The organism is Microbacterium sp. LWH12-1.2, from assembly GCF_040675825.1.
Lineage (GTDB): Bacteria > Actinomycetota > Actinomycetes > Actinomycetales > Microbacteriaceae > Microbacterium.
Genome location: NZ_JBEGIJ010000001.1, coordinates 980,840 through 998,934, shown reverse-complemented (window position 1 = coordinate 998,934; position 18,095 = coordinate 980,840). Strand labels below are relative to the sequence as shown.

Annotated in this window: 18 protein-coding genes and 1 tRNA gene; 7 read left to right on the top strand and 12 right to left on the bottom strand. The window is 66.5% G+C overall.

The window, feature by feature from the left end; translation table 11 throughout:
• The first annotated feature begins 35 nt into the window (after positions 1-35).
• The 4 genes from MRBLWH12_RS04765 (at position 36) to MRBLWH12_RS04750 (ending at position 2,729) form a co-directional block, all read left to right on the top strand.
• On the top strand, positions 36-509 hold the full coding sequence (locus MRBLWH12_RS04765) for an NfeD family protein (RefSeq protein WP_363546661.1): 474 nt from the start codon (positions 36-38) through the stop codon (positions 507-509).
• A gap of 9 nt (positions 510-518) precedes the next feature.
• Complete coding sequence (locus tag MRBLWH12_RS04760) at positions 519-1,454, top strand: SPFH domain-containing protein (protein ID WP_341974863.1); 936 nt, start codon at positions 519-521, stop codon at positions 1,452-1,454.
• The gene (locus tag MRBLWH12_RS04755) at positions 1,451-2,227 is read left to right on the top strand and encodes a glycerophosphodiester phosphodiesterase family protein (RefSeq protein WP_363546658.1); all 777 of its coding nucleotides are present in this window, start codon (positions 1,451-1,453) and stop codon (positions 2,225-2,227) included. The genes MRBLWH12_RS04760 and MRBLWH12_RS04755 overlap by 4 nt, the downstream gene beginning before the upstream one ends.
• A 118-nt stretch (positions 2,228-2,345) precedes the next feature.
• Complete coding sequence (locus MRBLWH12_RS04750) at positions 2,346-2,729, top strand: RNA polymerase-binding protein RbpA (RefSeq protein ID WP_341974867.1); 384 nt, start codon at positions 2,346-2,348, stop codon at positions 2,727-2,729.
• Here the strand turns inward: MRBLWH12_RS04750 and lnt are convergent.
• The 9 genes from lnt to MRBLWH12_RS04705 form a co-directional block, all read right to left on the bottom strand.
• A complete protein-coding gene (gene lnt / locus MRBLWH12_RS04745) occupies positions 2,726-4,249 on the bottom strand; it encodes an apolipoprotein N-acyltransferase (protein WP_363546655.1) in 1,524 nt (507 codons plus the stop codon). The two genes, MRBLWH12_RS04750 and lnt, sit on opposite strands and share 4 nt — an antisense overlap.
• A gap of 10 nt (positions 4,250-4,259) precedes the next feature.
• Positions 4,260-6,731 carry a DEAD/DEAH box helicase gene (locus tag MRBLWH12_RS04740; RefSeq protein WP_363546652.1) on the bottom strand — a complete coding sequence of 824 codons (2,472 nt, stop codon included), beginning with the start codon at positions 6,729-6,731 and terminating at the stop codon, positions 4,260-4,262.
• A complete protein-coding gene (gene tatC / locus MRBLWH12_RS04735) occupies positions 6,728-7,486 on the bottom strand; it encodes a twin-arginine translocase subunit TatC (protein ID WP_341978430.1) in 759 nt (252 codons plus the stop codon). The genes MRBLWH12_RS04740 and tatC overlap by 4 nt, the downstream gene beginning before the upstream one ends.
• Positions 7,487-7,549: 63 nt before the next feature.
• The gene (gene tatA / locus MRBLWH12_RS04730; RefSeq protein WP_363546648.1) at positions 7,550-7,786 is read right to left on the bottom strand and encodes a Sec-independent protein translocase subunit TatA; all 237 of its coding nucleotides are present in this window, start codon (positions 7,784-7,786) and stop codon (positions 7,550-7,552) included.
• A 40-nt stretch (positions 7,787-7,826) separates the two neighbouring features.
• Positions 7,827-8,810 (bottom strand): helix-turn-helix transcriptional regulator, encoded by a 984-nt coding sequence (locus tag MRBLWH12_RS04725; protein ID WP_363546645.1) that lies wholly within the window; start codon positions 8,808-8,810, stop codon positions 7,827-7,829.
• Complete coding sequence (locus MRBLWH12_RS04720; protein WP_363546642.1) at positions 8,807-9,799, bottom strand: helix-turn-helix transcriptional regulator; 993 nt, start codon at positions 9,797-9,799, stop codon at positions 8,807-8,809. The genes MRBLWH12_RS04725 and MRBLWH12_RS04720 overlap by 4 nt, the downstream gene beginning before the upstream one ends.
• Complete coding sequence (locus tag MRBLWH12_RS04715; RefSeq protein WP_363546639.1) at positions 9,799-10,734, bottom strand: hypothetical protein; 936 nt, start codon at positions 10,732-10,734, stop codon at positions 9,799-9,801. The genes MRBLWH12_RS04720 and MRBLWH12_RS04715 overlap by 1 nt, the downstream gene beginning before the upstream one ends.
• A 10-nt stretch (positions 10,735-10,744) precedes the next feature.
• Positions 10,745-11,764, bottom strand: a complete 1,020-nt coding sequence (locus MRBLWH12_RS04710; protein ID WP_363546636.1) for a tRNA (adenine-N1)-methyltransferase — start codon at positions 11,762-11,764, stop codon at positions 10,745-10,747.
• Positions 11,761-12,444, bottom strand: a complete 684-nt coding sequence (locus MRBLWH12_RS04705; protein ID WP_414684926.1) for an HAD family hydrolase — start codon at positions 12,442-12,444, stop codon at positions 11,761-11,763. The genes MRBLWH12_RS04710 and MRBLWH12_RS04705 overlap by 4 nt, the downstream gene beginning before the upstream one ends.
• 90 nt (positions 12,445-12,534) lie before the next feature.
• On the opposite strand from MRBLWH12_RS04705, the gene MRBLWH12_RS04700 reads away from it, so the two are divergent.
• The gene (locus MRBLWH12_RS04700; RefSeq protein ID WP_341974883.1) at positions 12,535-13,383 is read left to right on the top strand and encodes a PAC2 family protein; all 849 of its coding nucleotides are present in this window, start codon (positions 12,535-12,537) and stop codon (positions 13,381-13,383) included.
• A gap of 4 nt (positions 13,384-13,387) precedes the next feature.
• On the opposite strand, the gene MRBLWH12_RS04695 is transcribed toward MRBLWH12_RS04700, so the two are convergent.
• Positions 13,388-14,212 carry an undecaprenyl-diphosphate phosphatase gene (locus MRBLWH12_RS04695; RefSeq protein WP_363546633.1) on the bottom strand — a complete coding sequence of 275 codons (825 nt, stop codon included), beginning with the start codon at positions 14,210-14,212 and terminating at the stop codon, positions 13,388-13,390.
• Positions 14,213-14,262: 50 nt separating this feature from the next.
• Positions 14,263-15,558 (bottom strand): M20/M25/M40 family metallo-hydrolase, encoded by a 1,296-nt coding sequence (locus MRBLWH12_RS04690; protein ID WP_363546630.1) that lies wholly within the window; start codon positions 15,556-15,558, stop codon positions 14,263-14,265.
• Between the two features lie 111 nt (positions 15,559-15,669).
• On the opposite strand from MRBLWH12_RS04690, the gene MRBLWH12_RS04685 reads away from it, so the two are divergent.
• Together MRBLWH12_RS04685 and MRBLWH12_RS04680 are read left to right on the top strand one after the other, a co-directional pair.
• Positions 15,670-15,752: transfer RNA gene (locus MRBLWH12_RS04685), tRNA-Leu, on the top strand.
• A 61-nt stretch (positions 15,753-15,813) separates the two neighbouring features.
• On the top strand, positions 15,814-16,905 hold the full coding sequence (locus MRBLWH12_RS04680; protein WP_363546627.1) for a PQQ-dependent sugar dehydrogenase: 1,092 nt from the start codon (positions 15,814-15,816) through the stop codon (positions 16,903-16,905).
• Positions 16,906-16,911: 6 nt separating this feature from the next.
• Here MRBLWH12_RS04680 and MRBLWH12_RS04675 read toward each other — a convergent pair whose 3' ends face one another.
• Complete coding sequence (locus MRBLWH12_RS04675; protein WP_363546624.1) at positions 16,912-18,012, bottom strand: VIT1/CCC1 transporter family protein; 1,101 nt, start codon at positions 18,010-18,012, stop codon at positions 16,912-16,914.
• Positions 18,013-18,095: the final 83 nt, after the last annotated feature.

Sequence of the window (18,095 nt, the reverse complement as noted above, 5' to 3'; positions counted from 1 at the left end):
AGGGCGCGTGATAGGTTGACCGCAAAGGAGAGCGCATGGACACTTTCGCCACATTCGTTCAGTTCATCGACCAGTGGGCATGGATCGGCTGGCTCGTCCTGATCGCCGCTTTCCTGGTGATCGAGATGCTGACACTCGATTTTACCTTCCTGATGCTGAGTTTCGGCAGCGCGATCGGTCTCGTCACCGATCTCATCGGGCTTCCGGTGTGGCTGCAGGTGATCATCGCCGCCGCAGCCGCCGCGATCTTCATCCTCTTCCTGCGTCCGCCGCTGCTCAAGCGCCTTCGTCGCGGCGAGGACCCGACCAAATCGAACGTCGACGCCCTCATCGACCTCCGTGGCATCGCGCTGCATGAGATCACGCAGGTATCGGGACAGGTGAAGCTGAGCAACGGCGACACCTGGACCGCACGAACCCCCGCCGGTGTGCCCATTCCGCAGGGCGCGACGATCGCGATCACCGCGGTCAGCGGCGCGACCGCCATCGTCCGACCCGTCAACGACTAGGAGACTTCAGTGAACGATTCCTCGTTCATCCCGACCGCGATCCTCTGGATCCTGGTGGTCGCGATCATCATCTTCGTGGTGGTGACGATCGCCCGATCGATCCGGATCATCCCGCAGGCGACTGCGGGAGTCGTCGAGCGGCTCGGCCGGTACCACAAGACCCTGATGCCCGGTCTGAACATCCTGGTGCCCTTCATCGATCGCCTCCGCCCGCTTATCGACATGCGTGAGCAGGTCGTCTCCTTCCCTCCGCAGCCGGTGATCACGGAAGACAACCTCGTCGTCTCGATCGACACGGTCGTGTACTTCCAGGTGACGGATGCTCGAGCGGCGACCTACGAGATCGCGAACTACCTCGGCGCCGTCGAGCAGCTCACGACCACCACGCTCCGCAACGTCGTCGGTGGACTGAATCTCGAAGAGGCGCTCACCAGCCGTGACAACATCAACGGCCAGTTGCGCGTCGTCCTCGATGAGGCCACGGGCAAGTGGGGAATCCGCGTCGGCCGCGTCGAGCTCAAGGCGATCGACCCGCCCCTGTCCATTCAGGACTCGATGGAGAAGCAGATGCGCGCCGAGCGTGACCGCCGCGCCGCCATCCTGACGGCCGAGGGAACCAAGCAGTCCGCGATCCTCGAGGCTGAGGGCGCACGGCAGGCAGAGATCCTCCGCGCCGAAGGTGACAAGCAAGCCGCCGTCCTCCGCGCCCAGGGTGAGGCGGAGGCGATTCAGAACGTCTTCACCGCCATCCACCAGGGTGCTCCGGACGACAAGCTGCTCGCGTATCAGTACCTGCAGATGCTGCCGAAGATCAGCGAGGGCCAGTCCAACAAGCTGTGGATCATCCCGAGTGAGCTCACCGAGGCGCTCAAGGGCATCGGCACCGCTTTCACGCCGCGTCCCGGATCCGGCCAGCCACCGACCAGCCCACCTCCGGGCGTGTGACGCACCCCTATTTCGGCAAGGCGCGGCATCCTCGAGTCCTCGCCCATCGTGGTCTTCTCACCGCGGCGGGCGAGGATTCCGGTGTCTGGGACAACACGGCCGCCGCCTTCGCAGCCGCTCATGCCGCGGGAGCCGAGTACATAGAGACCGACTGCCAGGTCACCGCAGACGGTGACGTCGTGCTCTTCCATGACGCGACACTTCAGCGCCTTACCGGCGATCCACGGCGAGTCGATGAGGTGAGTACGGTCGAACTCGCCCGACTGTTCGCTGACCACGGCGGCCTTCTGACGGTGGCTGAGGCTCTGGACTCCTTCCCCACTGCGCGGTTCAACATCGATGTGAAAACCGCCGCCGCCGTGGAACCGTTGGGCCCGATCCTCGCCGACCATACTCATCGCGTCCTGGTCACGAGCTTCTCCGACGCGCGCCGACGCGCGACGATCGCTGCGGTGCTACGTGCCGGCGCCGCCCTGCCTCCTGCCAGCTCAGCCGGAAGCCGCACCATTGCGGCGCTTCGCGGGTTGTCCTCGGTGCGCCTCTCCCCCGCGCGACTCCTCCGCGACATCGACGCGCTGCAGATTCCGGAGAAGCACGGCACGTTACGCGTGCTCACACCGGCCCTCCTGCGTGCCGCACATCGGCACGGCGTGGAAGTCCACGTCTGGACCGTCAACGAACCCTCAGACATGCAACGGCTCGTGAGGCTCGGCGTCGACGGCATCGTCTCGGACCGTGCCGACATCGCGGTGAAGACCCTCCAATCGTTCTGACGCCTCCGCACGTCCCTGGGCGCTGAGATTCGACTGTGAATCCAGGCCAAAGGTCGCTGACATGGATGAAGCGCACAGGCTGAGGCGTTATACCTGACAACGACGAGAGGACCACACAATGGCAGATCGCAGCCTGCGCGGCATCCGACTCGGCGCCCAGAGCCTACAGAGCGAAGAGGGCGTCGTTTTCATGGAACGCCGCGAGACCATTTACACATGTGACGAGTGCGGACACGTCACCAACCTGATGTTCTCGGCCGAGGCCGAGCCGCCGCAGACCTGGGAGTGCCGCTCGTGCGGCGCCGACGCGCGTCTGAACATCGACGGTCAGGCCGTGACCCTCGAGGTCACCGACGAGAAGGCTGTGCGCACGCACTGGGACATGCTCATGGAGCGCCGCACCCGGGCGGAACTCGAGGAACTGCTCGAAGAGCGCCTCGCCTTCATCCGCGCCCGCCGCGGTGCCGGTGAGGACCCGACCAGGGAGAAGATCGGCGCCTAACGCCGACGTGCGCGCCACCCACTGAGGATGAGCGCGCCCAATCCGCCCCACATCAGCAGTTGCTGAACCCAGGGGCCCAGCAGCACACCAGCCGTGAGGCCGGAGCGGAGCTCGACATCCTCGAGCATCGCCCCGGCCTCATCTGCGTTCAGCGACACCACCGTCGAGCCGTCGGGGCGAATGATCTGGCTGGTGCCGACCGTCGAGATGTTCACCACGGTCCGGCCGGTCTCGATCGCCCGCATCCGCGCGATCGCGAGCTGCTGGAGATTCTCGTCGGTGCCACGGAAGTCGGCGTTGTTCGTCTGGAAGACCAGCACTTGCGCACCGGCGTTCAGTCCTGCGTTGATGACATCGTCGTAGATCACATCGAAACAGATCGCCAGCCCAACCGTCGCGGAGTCCACCTCGACGACCGGCGGGTTCGTGCCCGGCGTGTATTCACGTTGGAGCAGACCGATCAGATCCGGAGCGAGTGCGTTGAAGAACGCACGATCAGGCACGTACTCCCCGAACGGAACCGGATGCCGTTTGTCGTGCAGTTGATCCGCCGTGCCTGCCTGTGTCCACAGCAGCGAGGTGTTGAAGTATCTGTCGTCGCGCGCCGTCGCCGCGTTCACCAGAAGCGGCGCGTCGAGTCTGGTCGATAGCAGCGTCAGACGCCGAGCCAACGTCGGGTCCGCGGTGGGGTCGCCGTCGAGTGACCCTTCCGGCCAGACCACGAGGTCGACGTCCTCGCCGATGAGCGGCTTCGTCGCATCGGTCTGCGTCTGGATCACCGAGTACGGCTCACGGACGTCGAAGTAACCGGTCGGGCCGTTGCCCTGCACGGCGCCGATCCGCAGCGTGCCGGTGGGCGACGTCGGGAACAGCGGGGTGAAGAGCATCACCAGCACGAGGACGACCGGCGCGATGAGCCGCACCGGCCGCTGCCAGGCGCGCAGGCGGACGACTTCGATGAGCATCGCGACGAGCAGGATCATGAGGAAGCTCACACCGCTCACGCCGAGCCAGGATGAGATCGGCGTCAGCGGGCTCTGCGCCTGACTCATTCCGATGCGTGCCCATGGAAAGCCGCCATACGGCCAGGAGCCGACGAAGAGCTCACGACCGACCCAGAGGGCGGCGATGACGGCCGGAAGCCCGAGGAGACGCCCTGAGGTGCCGGGGAAGGCACGTGGCATCCAGCGATAGGCCAACGCGATCGGAATGATGCCGACGGCGGTGAGGACGCCTTCCACGACGCTGAGGGCGGCCCACGGTACCGGACCGAGATAACGCGAGGTCCAGGAGACCAGCAGGGTGAAGAAGACCACGCCGTACACCGTGCCGACGAGCAGTGCTCCCCCGGCGCGCCGACCGATCAGTGCCAGCAGCAGAAACGCCGCGGCGGGGAAGGCGAGAATCCAGGCGGCGACGTCCGGGTAGGCGAGATCCATCAGTCCGCCGGCGACCGCCGCGAAGACTACGGCAGCCCAGAGCGGCAGGAGCGGCTTCAGGCGCGCGGGAGCGTTCGGCATCCGCTCCTCCTCACATCGACGAGTAAGCGACGATGCCACGGCGCACGCCGTCGAGTGCGGCCCGGGCGGTCCGCGCAAGGGCAGCATCCTCGGCCACGATCGAGAGCTGGTCGAGCAAGTCGATCGTCTGCTTCGCCCACCGCACGAAGTCGCCCGCTGCCATGTCGGCGTCGATGAGCACTCGGTCGAGCATCCCGCCGCGCGCCCAGCTGTGCATCGCTCCGGCGAGACCCGCAGCCAGAGGCTCGCTCCCAGGCAGATGATGGTCCTTCTCCAGGTCGTCCAGCTGAGCCCACAACGTCGACGTCTTCTCGTACGCCGCACGGAAGGCCCCTCGTGGAAGACCTCGCTCCCCCGAGTTCGCCTCATCGCGTCGGGGTTCGTAGACCAGGCAGCAGGCCATCGCGGCGAGCGACGGCGCGTCCAGTCCCGTCCACAGGCCCTGGCGAAGAGACTCCGCGACGAGCAGGTCGCGCTCACCGTAGATGCGGCGCATCGTACGCCCGGCATCCGTCAGGCTCGTCTCGGCGCCTGATCCGGTGACGTAGTCGAGGGTCTCGAGCACTTCGACCACACGGTCGAAGACGCGCGCGACCGTACCCGTCCTCGTCTCGATCTGCCGGCGGATCCGGTCGTTCTGCCGCTTGAGCTTCCAGTAGCGCTCGGCCCAGCGGGCGTGCGTCTCTCGGTCGGGACAGTTGTGGCACCCGTGCCGCTGCATGCGTGTGCGCAGGCTTTGGATGCGCTTGACCCTCTTCTCGCGCTCTGCGCGCGAGCCATGGGAGTCCTGACGGTTCTTCTTCTCCAGATCGCTGAGCTCACGGCGGATCGCCGCATACTCGGGGAAGTCGCCGTGCTCGCACGCCATCGACTTCTGATAGCCGGCGAGGGACTCCTCGGCTTCGCGCACCTGGCGCGCCAGACCCACCACGGCGCGGTCGGCTTGGAACTGGGCGAACGAGGACTCCAGGATCTGCCTGGCTCGCGTCTTCCCGAACAGGTCGATGAGGTTGACGGCCATGTTGTAGGTGGGACGGAAGCTGGAGTTCAGCGGATAGGTGCGCCGCGATGCGAGAGCGGCGACCGCCTGCGGATCCATCCCCTCGGTCCATTGCACGACCGCGTGGCCTTCGACGTCGATGCCGCGACGCCCGGCGCGACCGGTGAGCTGCGTGTACTCCCCCGACGTGATCGCCACGCGCGCCTCGCCGTTGAACTTCTCCATCTTCTCGAGCACCACGGTGCGCGCAGGCATGTTGATCCCGAGCGCCAGCGTCTCGGTGGCGAAGACGGCCTTGACGAGCTTGAGGCGGAAGAGCTCCTCGACGACCTCTTTGAACGCCGGGAGGAGTCCGGCGTGGTGGGCGGCGACGCCGCGCTCGAGGTTGTCCAACCAGTCCCAGTACCCGAGGACACCGAGGTCCTCCTCCTGAAGCGCACGGGTGCGCTCCTCGACGATCGCGCGGATTTCGGCGCGCTCCTCGACCGTGGTGAGGCGGATGCCGGAACGGCGCACCTGCTGCACGGCGGCGTCGCACCCGACACGGCTGAAGATGAAGAAGATCGCGGGCAGAAGATTCGCGCGCTCGAGCAGTCGCACGACATCCGGGCGATCCATGCGCTCGATCCGCCGCACGTTGGCCGCGCGTGCCGGTTTCTGGCCTCCACGCGGTCGTTGCGCGTGCCTTCCCGCATGACGTTCGCTGCGATACGTCTGCGCCTCACGGTTGCTGTCGTACCTGGACCCGGTGAAGGAGCGGATGCGCATCAGCTCTTGATTCACCTGAGCGGTCGCGATGCCTGCACGGTCGTCGAAGAGCGGGAGCAGGTCGTCGCGGACGAGCACATGCTGTTCCAGCGGCACCGGCCGGATCTCGGAGACGATCACTTCGGTATCGCCGCGAACCGTGTCGAGCCAGTCGCCGAACTCCTCTGCGTTGGAGACGGTGGCGCTGAGGGACACGAGCCGCACCTGCTGCGGGAGGTGGATGATGACCTCTTCCCAGACAGCTCCGCGGAAACGGTCCGCGAGGTAGTGGACCTCATCCATCACGACGTAGCGGAGATCGCGAAGGGCGGCGGAATCCGCATAGATCATGTTCCGCAGCACCTCGGTGGTCATCACCACGATCCGGGCGTTGCCGTTGATGTTCGTGTCACCGGTGAGAAGGCCGACCTGATCGGCGCCGTACACCTCGACGAGCTCACGGAACTTCTGGTTCGAGAGCGCCTTCATGGGCGTCGTGTAGAAGGCCTTGTCGCTCGGCGTCTGCATCGCGAGATGGATCGCGAACTCGCCGATGATGGTCTTTCCCGCGCCGGTGGGAGCGGCGACCAGCACGCTGTGACCGCGCTCGAGTGCGTGGCATCCGGCGACCTGGAAAGGATCCAGGTCGAAACGCTGGACTGCCGCGAAAGCGGTCGTCTCAGGATGATCGGTCGCGTCCCGTGCGGCGGAGTACCGCTCGGACGGCGAACTCATGCGGTGTCCGGGATGAGCCCGGCCGCCGCATTGCGCTTGTGCTTACGCCGATCGAAGAGCATGGACAGTCCAGCGGCCGCGAAGTACAGCACGATCAGGATGCCGGCGAGCATCAGCATGCTCACCACATCGGCTGCGGGAGTCGCCAGCGCCGCGAACACCGTCGCGATGATGATCGCGATCCGCCATCCCTTGAGGATCGCACGGCCGGACATGATCCCTGCGAAGTTCAGCGCGACGAGGAAGACCGGGAGCACGAACGAGATGCCGATCACGATCATCAGTTTGAAGACGAAGTCGTAGTACTCCTGCGCGTAGTAGAAGTTCGTCGCGCCGTCAGGTGTGAAGCTCCACATCAGTTCGATGACGTGAGGCATGATCATCACGCCCAGGTAGCAGCCCCCGAAGAAGAGCGGCACGGCCGCGAGGACGAACCCGACGGTGTACTGGATCTCCTTGCGAGTGAGCCCCGGCATGATGAACGCCCAGACCTGCCACAGCCATATCGGCGCGGACAGGAACAGTCCGATCGAGAACGCGATGCGCATACGCATGTCGAACGCGGACGTGATCGTGCCGAAGTTGAGGGCGCTGAAATCGTCACCGCGCTTCTCAGTGATGATGCGGATCGGCTCGGTGATGAAGTGGATGATGGGATCCGCGACGATGAACGCGATCACCATACCGACCAGCAACGCGAGCGCTGCCCACATCAGGCGCTTGCGCAGCTCGACGAGGTGCGCGCCTAGCGACATCCTCCGGTCGCGGTGCGGCGTCTTACCTTTGTCCGCGGTGGATTCTGAGACTTCCACGGACGGTCAGGCGCGCGGCGGAGTCTCAGGCTCGGAACCGGGGTCCTTGACCGTGCTCTGCTCGGCAGAGGTGGAATCGGCGCGCGCGCCGTCCTCTTCCTTCATGGCCTTCATCTCGCCCTTGAACACGCGAGCGGACTGCCCCATGCTCTTCGCAAGTGCCGGGAGCTTCGCTGCTCCGAACAAAAGAAGGATCACAGCGAGGACGATCAGCAGATGCCAGCCTTGCATTCCAGCGAACATGTCTTCTTCCCGTCGTAGGTGGTTTCGATCAGTCTAATGGTCAATCATCGTGCTGCGGATGCCGATACAGTGCGAGTCCCGCCGCCGCCCATTCTCGGGTGGCCGTTCGCGCGATGCCGGGGTCTTTCACCTCGAGTGCGCCGCCGAAGCGGGCGGCGATGCGCTTGATGCCGCGCGGGTCGGCCAGACGCAGGCGGGCTTCGAGGACTCCGTCGCGTGTTTCGACGTTGTCCGCGGAGAGGAATCCGCCGAGCAGGGGTGCGAGTCGCTCAGGGAGCACTACCCGAACCTCGCCCTCGTCATCGACGGCGGAGAACGCCTCGGGGACGGAGTCGCCCGCGTGGGTGATCGGAATATCTGTCAGCTGCGGGTCACTGACGCGGTCCAGGTGGAAGGTGCGCATCGCCTCGCGCAGATGACACCAGCCCTGCAGATACCATTGCGCGTTGGTGATCAGGATCTGCACAGGGTCGACCGTGCGCGTCGTCGGTGCGGCATCCGGCGCCTGATACGTGAAGGAGACGGCTACGCCCTCCTGCACTCCCCTGGCGACGACCTGCCGCACGTGATCGACGGCGCTCGGGGCGACGACCACCTCGGCCGGCGCGTTCGCCGCACCTCGGGACAGCTTGGAGATGAGTCCGGCGATGAGGCCCGAATCGGAGACCGCAGGCACTGCTGCGACCATCTGAAGCCCGGCGAGCAACGCGGCCGCCTCCCTCGCGGTGAACCGAGGCACTCTCCGCAGGGCGACGTCATTGGTGATCTCGATGACGTCGTCCTCGTCGAGGAGATCCCAGTTGATGTCGAACATCTCCTGAGGCTGCTGCCAGTAGCCGGAGTCGCCCGGCAGCCCGATAACGGTGAGCTTCTCCACCATCCCGCGCATCTCCTGGGGCGTCACACCGAACTCCTCGGCGGCCTCGGCGAGCGATACCTGCCCGTGCTCGAGGAGGTACGGCACCAGTGTGAGGTAGAGCCGGACTCGGTCGGCTGCGAGCAGCGGCTTGGTCTGAGCGCTCATCGTGCCTCCTCCGGATCCGTATGGCTCTCGATGACCGCACGCAGACGGGCGATCACCGCATCGCGTAGCGGGGCGGGTTCCACGACTCTGACCTCAGGACCATAGGACGCGATCTCGTCGGCGAGGATATGAAGATCCACGAACGGCACGCGGATGCCCTGCGGTGCCGCCGTCGCTCGGCGCCCCAGCCGCAGCGCGGCCTCCGTGCCCGGTGTGACCTCCAGCAGAGCCGTGTTCTCCGCCGCAACACGATCGAGACCGGCCAGCGCGCGCTCTCCCGCCCCGTCACGCAGTCCAGGAGCGAAAGTCTCGTTCGTGATGGTGACATCGCCAGTGATCCGGCTGAGCAGGAACATCCGATCGGCGTCGGCATCGACATCGATGCCGAAAACATGCCATCGCGCCGCATAGTCCACGAGCGCCAGAGGGCGGATCCGACGGCGCCGCGGAGCATCCTCACCCGGCTTGAGATAGTCGAAAACGACCACTCGGCATTTCTCGATCGCGTCCTGAAGGGGCGCAAATCCGGCGTCGCGTGCGGTGATCCGCGGCGCGAATCCGATGATCGGCTCGTCTCCGTCGATTCCGAGCGCACGGATCTTGCGCACTCCGGACTGCGCGTCGGCCGAAACGGATTCCGCGCTCCAGACGCTGCCGGCCAGTCGCAACACGGCAAGCTCGGCGGAACTGAACTCGATATCGCTGGGCAGATCGTATTCCGCCTGCGGTATGCGATACCGAGCCTCGCGGAGGTCATTCGGGTCGGACGGATCTCCGATGGTCTCGATCGGCACACCGAGTGTGCGCAGCTCATCCTTGTCGCGCTCGAACATCTTCTCGAGAGCATCCGCGCGCGTTCCGGCATCGGCACGCTGCCGATAACCGGAGACGTTATCGAGGATCTGCTGCTTGGTGAGCCCGATCTCCGTGGCCATCAACGCCACGACGAGATTCGTCAGGCGCTCCTCCGCGGGAATCCGGGCAGCCATCACTGCGTCGGTGCCGAGGTGACACCCAGAACATCGACGACGACCGCGATCGCGGGCGAACCGTCGGTCGCCGGCAGCACGACCATCACCTGGGAGCCGACCGGCTGGCCGACGAGAGCGTCAGCCACAGGAGCGGCGATGTCGCGAAGCTGCGCACTTGGCTTGTCGCCCCACGTGGTCTGCAGAATCTGCTTGTCGTCCCAGCCAATGGCGGTGAAATTGACCAGCGGAGTCTGCTCGGCCGTCAACACTTCACCTTCACCCTTGATGAGCGTCTGCACCGTCTGCTTCTCGGGTGCTGCACTGTCCGGAATGATGATGCCGGGGGTGCCGTCTGTCGCGCGGACGACGGTCGGCAGGCCGCGCGCATCGTTGAACTGGAGAGCGCCCTCGGCCTTCGGCAGGAATGCGTCCAGCACGTCGATCACGAAGATCGCGGTGTCGTCGGCGGCCAGGCCGAGTCCTTCGATGTTGGCCGGTCCGAAATCATCCGCGGTGAGCGCGGCGAGGATGCGTGTACCGGCGGTGGCGCACTGCAGGACGTCGCCGAGACCCGGCGAGCGTTCCGCCCACTCGTTGATGGTCATCGCCGGCGCTGCGGCGTTCGAGTCGTAAGGCGTGGCGAACACCTGCTTGCCGGTTTCGCCGCTGTAGATCGACAGCTCGAGGTTCAGCGCCTGCTGCGCACTCACCAGCGCGCGGCCATCACCCGTTGCGACGTCGGTGAAAGACGTCTTCTTGACGTGAACCGGCGAGAACACCTCGACTTCGGGCGCTTCGCCCACTTCGCCTTCGACTGTGACAGCCTCGCCGATGCCGCTCGCCGACGCCGTCCGATCGCAGGAAGCACCGTTGAAGGTCGGAGCCGCGGTGCACCCGGTCAGGGCGAGGACGGCAAGGCTGAGGGTGGCCAGAGCGGCGGACGTTTTACGCACGCGCTCCAGTCTATTCCGTCCCCTGCTCGGTTTCGCGCGATGCCGAGGCGAGACGCGCCCCGTCGGCCGCCTTCGCAGCCTCCCTGGCACGCTTGCGCAGATTCTTATCGGTGATCTCCCGGTCCCCCACGGCCCCGGGGGTCCACTGCTCGACATCGGCGTCACCGTAGCTGCTCTTGGACGCACGGCGCTTGACAGAGGGAGCGATGGCTCCCGGTGCCAGACGACGCGCGGTGAGCAGGAAACCGGTGTGCGCGACCATCCGGTGGTCTGGTCGGACAGCGAGCCCTTCGACGTGCCAGCCGCGGACCATGGTTTCGGAGGCGTCCGGATCGGTGAAGAGTCCGGTGCCACGGATGTACTCGGCAACCCTCGACAGCTGCGTCGCGGTCGCGACGTAGCAGAGCACCACGCCACCAGGGGTCAGAGCCTCGGCGACAGCATCCATGCATTCCCAGGGCGCGAGCATGTCGAGCACCACGCGATCGACACTCGCAGACGGCTGCTCGAGCGGAAGAGCCTCGGTCAGGTCGCCGACGACGACGCGCCAGGTATCCGGGGTTCCGCCGAAGAAGGTCGCGACGTTGCCCTTGGCGACCTCGGCGAAATCGTCGCGACGTTCGAAGGACACGAGCTTTCCGGCCGGGCCGACCGCACGCAGCAGCGAGAGCGACAGCGCACCGGAGCCCACCCCGGCTTCGACCACGGTGGCACCGGGGAAGATGTCGGCCTGCATCACGATCTGCGCGGCATCCTTCGGGTAGACGATCGCCGCGCCGCGCGGCATCGACATCGCGAAGTCCTTGAGCAGTGGGCGAAGCGCGAGGTACTCGTGCTCCGAACTGTTCGCCACGACAGAACCGTCTGGAAGGCCGATGAGATCCCGGTGCCGCAGGACGCCGTGGTGGGTGTGGAGCTCGCCGTCCTCCTTGAGGGTGACGGTGTGCAGGCGGCCCTTGGGTCCCGTGAGCTGCACACGATCGCCCTCGCGGAACGGCCCACTGGGGCGCTGTGCGCTCGCTTCGGTCATCGGGTGACTCCTGTCATTGCGGTCATTCGGCCGAAGAGGTCGACCAGATCGGCGGCTTTTCGCTCATGCAGCGTCGGCCAGAGTTCGTGGGCGCCGAGATCGTCGAGGGAGACGATGTGCGGCACGCCGAGCACCACGGCGCCCGATGCGATTCCGGAACGCAGCCCAGTCGGGGAATCCTCGATGACGACGGCGTGCGCGATGTCGATGTCGAGCAGCTCAGCGGCTCGGAGGTACGGCTCAGGGTGCGGCTTCGGTTGCTCGACATCATCGCCGGCGACCACGATGTCGAACGCGTCGAATTCGATGAGCTCGACGACGCTCAGCGCCATCCGCCGCAGCGACATGGTCACGAGGCCGGTGCGGATGCCCGCATCCTTGAGGTCGCGGAGAAGCTCACGCGCGCCGGGGCGGAACGGCACGCCATTCGTCCGCAGTGACTCCTGCACCTGGTCCGTCAAGTACTGGATGATGGCCTCGGGGTCCATCTCGACGCCCGCGTTCCGCAGAATCACGGCACTGTCGTGGAGGCCGTTGCCGACCAGCTGCAGCGCATCGGCGTGGCTCCACGTTCCGCCGAACGACTCCACCAGCACCGTCTCCGCAGCCATCCAGTACGGTTCCGTGTCGACGAGTGTTCCGTCCATGTCCCAGAGGACTGCCTTGGGCTGTCTGATCACTGAACCCATGTTAGCCGCGGCCGCGCCCACACCCCCGCCGACGCCGACTAGCCTTGGGGTACCTGTCCACGACCTCGAAGGGAGCCCACGATGGATGTTCTCGGTTCGCGCATCATCATCGCCGCCTTCGACGGCTGGAACGATGCGGGCGAGGCGGCGAGCGGTGCGATCGAGGCGCTGCGGTCGATGACCGACTACGACCTCGTGCACTCGATCGACCCCGAACTGTACTTCGACTACCAGTACACGCGCCCGGCCACCCGGATGGATGCCGAGGGCAGACGTCAGCTGCGATGGCCGGAGGCCGGACTGTGGCGACCGCGCGATGCCGGCACCGGTCCCGAGTTCTGGCTGCTCACCGGCGTCGAGCCGGCACGCACCTGGCAGGCGTTCGCCAGCGAGTTCATCGACGTCGCACTGCGCGACGACGTATCCGGTCTGGTGACGCTCGGTGCCATGCTGTCGGATGTTCCGCACACGCGCCCGATCTCGATCTTCGCATCGAGCCAGAACGAGCAGGTGCGCGAAGCCCACGGTCTGGAGCGCTCGCTCTACGAGGGACCAGTAGGCATCCTGAGCGTCTTCGAGCACTTCGCCGAGCATGCCGGCATCCCCACGGCCAGCCTCTGGGCAAGCGTCCCCCACTACGTCGCCACGGCGACTCCCTCGCCGAAGGTCACCCTGGCACTGTTGGACCGGCTCGAAGAGCTGACCGGTGTCAACGTCCCGCGGGATCATCTGCGCACGGAGGCAGCGGCCTGGGAGGCCTCGATCGACGCGGCGGCGGCAGAGGACGAGGACATGGCCGAGTACATCCGCCAGCTCGAGCGCACCCGCGACACCTGGGACTCCCCCGACGCCTCCGGCGATGCCATCGCCCAGGCCTTCGAGCGCTACCTGCGGCGCCGCGGCGACGGGCCGGGCGACTTCAAGCGCTAGACGCTCAGGCGGCGATCACTCCGGTGCCGAGCAGGACGAGCAGCACGACGCCGAGCAGGATCCGGTAGATCACGAACGGCAGGAAGCTGCGCTTCGAGATCCAGTTCATGAAGAACGCGATCACGCCGAGGGCGACGACGAACGCGATTCCGGTCGCGGCCAGGGTGTCGCCCAACGAGAAGATCGACGGTTCATCCCAGCTCTTGAAGAGCTGATAGAAACCGCTGCCGAAGACGGCAGGGATCGCCAGCAGGAACGCGTAGCGCGCGGCAGCCGCGCGCTCGTAGCCCAGGAACAGCCCGATCGTGATCGTTCCGCCCGAGCGCGAGACACCGGGGATCAGCGACAGCGACTGCGCGAGACCGAAGGCGATGCCGTGCGGGACGGTGAGCTCGTTCAGCTTGCGCCGCTTCGCCCCGACGTAGTCCGCGATTCCGAGCAGGATGCCGAAGACGATGAGCATGATGGCGATGAGCCACAGCGAGCGGAAGACGGTCTCGATCTGATCCTGGAAGAGCAGGCCGAGCACGACGATCGGGATGCTGCCGATGATGATCAGCCATCCCATGCGTGCATCCGGGTCGTTTCGCGGCGCCTTCCCGGTCAGGGACCGGAACCACTGCGAGATGATCCGCACGATGTCGCGCCAGAAGAACACCACGACGGCGGCCTCGGTGCCGATCTGCGTGATCGCGGTGAAGGCGGCCCCCGGGTCCTCACCGGAAGGCAGGAACGTTCCGAGAATGCGCAGATGCGCGCTGGAGGAGATCGGCAGGAACTCGGTGAGTCCCTGGACGATTCCGAGGATGAGCGCTTCAAGCAGGTGCATGGAGGAGCCTTCTGTGTTCGTGGAGCGGCGCAGGTGCGGTGGATGCGCGCTCAGTAATGGCGCAGCAGATCGGTCAGCACCTGCTCGCCGAAGACAAGTGATTCTACGGGCACGCGTTCGTCGACTCCGTGGAACATCCCGGTGAAGTCCAGATCGGCCGGCAGCCGGAGAGGGGCGAAGCCGTACCCGGTGATGCCGAGGTAGGACAGCGCCTTGTTGTCGGTTCCGGCGCCCAGCAGGTACGGAATCACCGGGACACCGGGATCGTGCCGTCCGAGGCTCGCGACCATCGCCTCCACGAGATCGCCGCTGAAGGGCGTTTCCATGCCGATGTCGCGGACCACCGTCTCGATGGTGATCTCGTCGCCGACGATCTCCTGCAGTTGAGCGAGCACATCGTCCTCGGTGCCGGGGATGACGCGCACGTCGATGAGCGCCTCTGCGCGCTCTGGGATGACGTTGTGCTTGTATCCGGCGGTGAGAACGGTCGGGTTCGTGGTGGTGCGGAACGTGGAGCGCAGGAATGCCTCGGCGGGGCCGGCGGCGGCAGCCAGAGCGTCCGGATCGTCCACGGGGCGACCGCTCAAGGCACTGAGACCGTCCAACAGCGCCTCGGTCGTCGCTGTGAGCCGGATCGGCCAGCGGGTGCGCCCGATCGCGGCGACCGCCTCGGCGAGTTTGGTGACGGCGTTGTCCTCGTGCAGCCTGCTCCCGTGGCCTGCTCGACCCTTGGCGACGAGGCGGATCCAGATGAGCGCCTTCTCGCCGACCTGGAGCAGGTACGCGCGCCGGTCGTCGACCGTGATCGAATATCCGCCGACTTCGCTGATGGCCTCCGTCGCTCCGGCGAACCATTCCGGCCGGTTCTGGACGACGAGCGCCGAGCCTTCGACTCCGCCGTTCTCCTCATCGGCGAAGAACGCCAGAACGAGGTCGCGCTCCGGCTGCTCCCCCGCACGCAGGATGTCAGCGACCGAGGTGAGGATCATCGCGTTCATGTTCTTCATGTCGACCGCTCCGCGGCCCCACAGCATCCCGTCCTGCACGATGCCGGCGAACGGGTCAACGCTCCAGTCCTCCGCCATCGCGGGCACGACGTCGAGGTGGCCGTGCACGACCAGCGCCGGCTTCGTGCGGTCACGGCCGGGGACGCGCGCCATGACGTTGGTGCGCCGCGGGATCGGCTCGTAGTACTCCGGCGTCAATCCGAGCGATTCCAGGTACGCGCCGACGTACTCGGCTGCCTCGCGCTCACCCTTCGCGTTGCCACCTCCGAAGTTCGAGGTGTCGAAGCGGATGAGTTCGCTCGCGATGCGGACGACCTCGGGGACGGAAGGATCGATCATGCATCCCAGGCTATCGAAACGACGTGCCACGCCCGGGCGCTGCCCCGGTTCGAACAGTCTCGCGGATCGTGCTAGTGTCATTCTTCGGTCGGCAACGATCATCCAACACCTGCGCGGGTGGCGGAATGGTAGACGCGCTGCGTTGAGGTCGCAGTGCCCGCAAGGGCGTGGGGGTTCAAGTCCCCCTCCGCGCACAGGTATGGAGAAGGCCCCCGAGAGGGGGCCTTCTTCGTATCCAGGGTGATCGGAGTCGCCATGCCAGGACCGAAACGCGGGATGCTCTCCCTCTTCGTCGTGTCAGCGGTGCTGCTCACAGCGTGCACGCAGCCGGTTCTGTCCGGGAACCCCGGTTCCTCCTCGTCGCCCGGTCCGACAAGGTCATCGCCTGGTCCGATAGACACGGGAGAACCGACCGTCATCGCCTCCGGTCTCGATGCGCCGTGGTCGGTCGTCTTCGCGGGCGATACCGCACTCATCAGCGAGCGCGACACGGCGATCGTGCGCGAACTGCTCGCCGACGGCTCGACGCGCGAGGTGGGCACCGTAGGCGGCGTCACCGCCAGAGGCGAGGGCGGCCTGCTCGGACTCGCCGTGCACGACGACGCCTCCCTCTACGTCTACTCGACGGGCAGCGACGGCAATCGCATCCAGCGTTTCCGCCTCACCGGCGAGCCGGGATCCCTGTCGATCGGCGCAGCGGACACGATCATCGATGGACTGCCATCGGCCGGAAATCACAACGGCGGCAGGATCGCCTTCGGCCCCGACGGGATGCTGTACGCCACGACCGGCGACGCCGGGGATCCGGACAGCGCGCAGGATCGCGACAGTCTCGGTGGAAAGATCCTGCGGCTCACACCGGATGGCGCAATCCCCGCCGACAACCCCTTCCCCGACTCCCCCGTGTACAGCTACGGCCACCGCAACCCGCAGGGCATCGCGTGGTCGGAGAACGGCACCATGTACGCCTCGGAGTTCGGACAGGACACCTGGGATGAGCTGAACGTCATCGCTGCCGGGGAGAACTACGGGTGGCCCGAGGTCGAGGGCATCGCCGGCGCACCGGACTATGTCGACCCCGTGCAGCAGTGGGCGCCGGCTGATGCGAGCCCGAGCGGCATCGCCATTCGCGGAGGAATGCTCTACATCGCGAATCTGCGCGGTGAGCGACTCCGTGTCGTGCCCCTGGACGATCCGTCGACCTCGTCGGAGATTCTCGTCGGCACGCATGGGCGGCTGCGCGATGTCGTCGAGACCCCGGACGGTGCCCTGTGGGTGCTCACGAACAACACCGATGGGCGCGGGGACCCCGGCGAGGACGACGATCGGTTGCTTCAGCTCGACTGAGCGACGTCAGAGCGCTCCGACGCCGAAGACCAAGCCGAGCACGTAGGTGACGGCAGCTGCCCCGAACCCGATGGCCAGCTGGCGGAGTGCGCGACGCAGAGGGGGGCCGCCGGAGAGGATGCCGACCATGGCTCCCGTCGACAGCAGCGCTATGCCGACGAGCACGAGTGCCACGATGATGGCTGTGGTTCCTTGCAGGCCGAACAGCCACGGCAGAACCGGAATGATCGCCCCCGACGCGAACAGCAGGAAACTCGAGATCGCCGCCGTCCAATCTCGGCCGACGATCTCATGGTCATCGGATGCACCGTGGACGCGGACAGGTCCGGTGACCGTTCGACGCACGCCTTCCTGCGCCGCCGCAACGACGCGGCGCGCCCGCGCCAGCGCCTCCTCCTGGGCCATCCCCCTTGCCCGGTAGACCAGCGCGAGCTCGTTCTCGTCGATGTCGAGGTCGGCCGCGGCATCCGCTGCGTCCTCATTCGCCTCCGTGGATGCGAGGAGCTCGCGCTGGGAGCGCACCGACACGAACTCCCCCGCGCCCATCGAGAGCGCTCCGGCGAGCAGACCGGCGATGCCGCTGAAGAGCACGAATCCCGAACTCACCCCGGTCGCACCGATGCCGAGTACCAGGGCCAGGTTGCTGACCAGTCCGTCATTCGCGCCGAACACGGCGGCACGGAAGGAGCCGGAAAGCCGCCGTCGGCCCCGCGCGGCGAGTCCTCGGACGACCTCGTAGTGGACCTTCTCATCTGCCCGCATCGCCGGTGTGGCGTACTGCTCAGCGTCGTAGGGCGAGCGTGCCTCAGCGTTCTGCGCGAGGGCCAGAACGAAGATCGAGCCGAAGCGACCGGCCATCCAGCCGAGCATCCGAGAACGCGCGCCGGCTCTGGGAAGACGTGCGGGTTCTCCGCCGAGCAGGTCGAGCCAGTGCTGCTCGTGACGGCGTTCGGCATCAGCGAGATGGAGCAGGATCTGCTGTTCTTCGCCGGTTCGTCGCGCGGCGAGCTTCTGATAGACGAGTCCCTCCGCTCGCTCTTCCACCAGGTAACGGGCCCAGCGGCGGCGATCGGCTGCGGTCGGCTCGGCGGCAGCGGGCGCGGTCATGGAACCTCCAGGTCGATGGGCAACCGTTCCACGCTATCCGCGCGCCGGGGCCGGATATGGCTGGATGCCCGGATTGCCAGCAT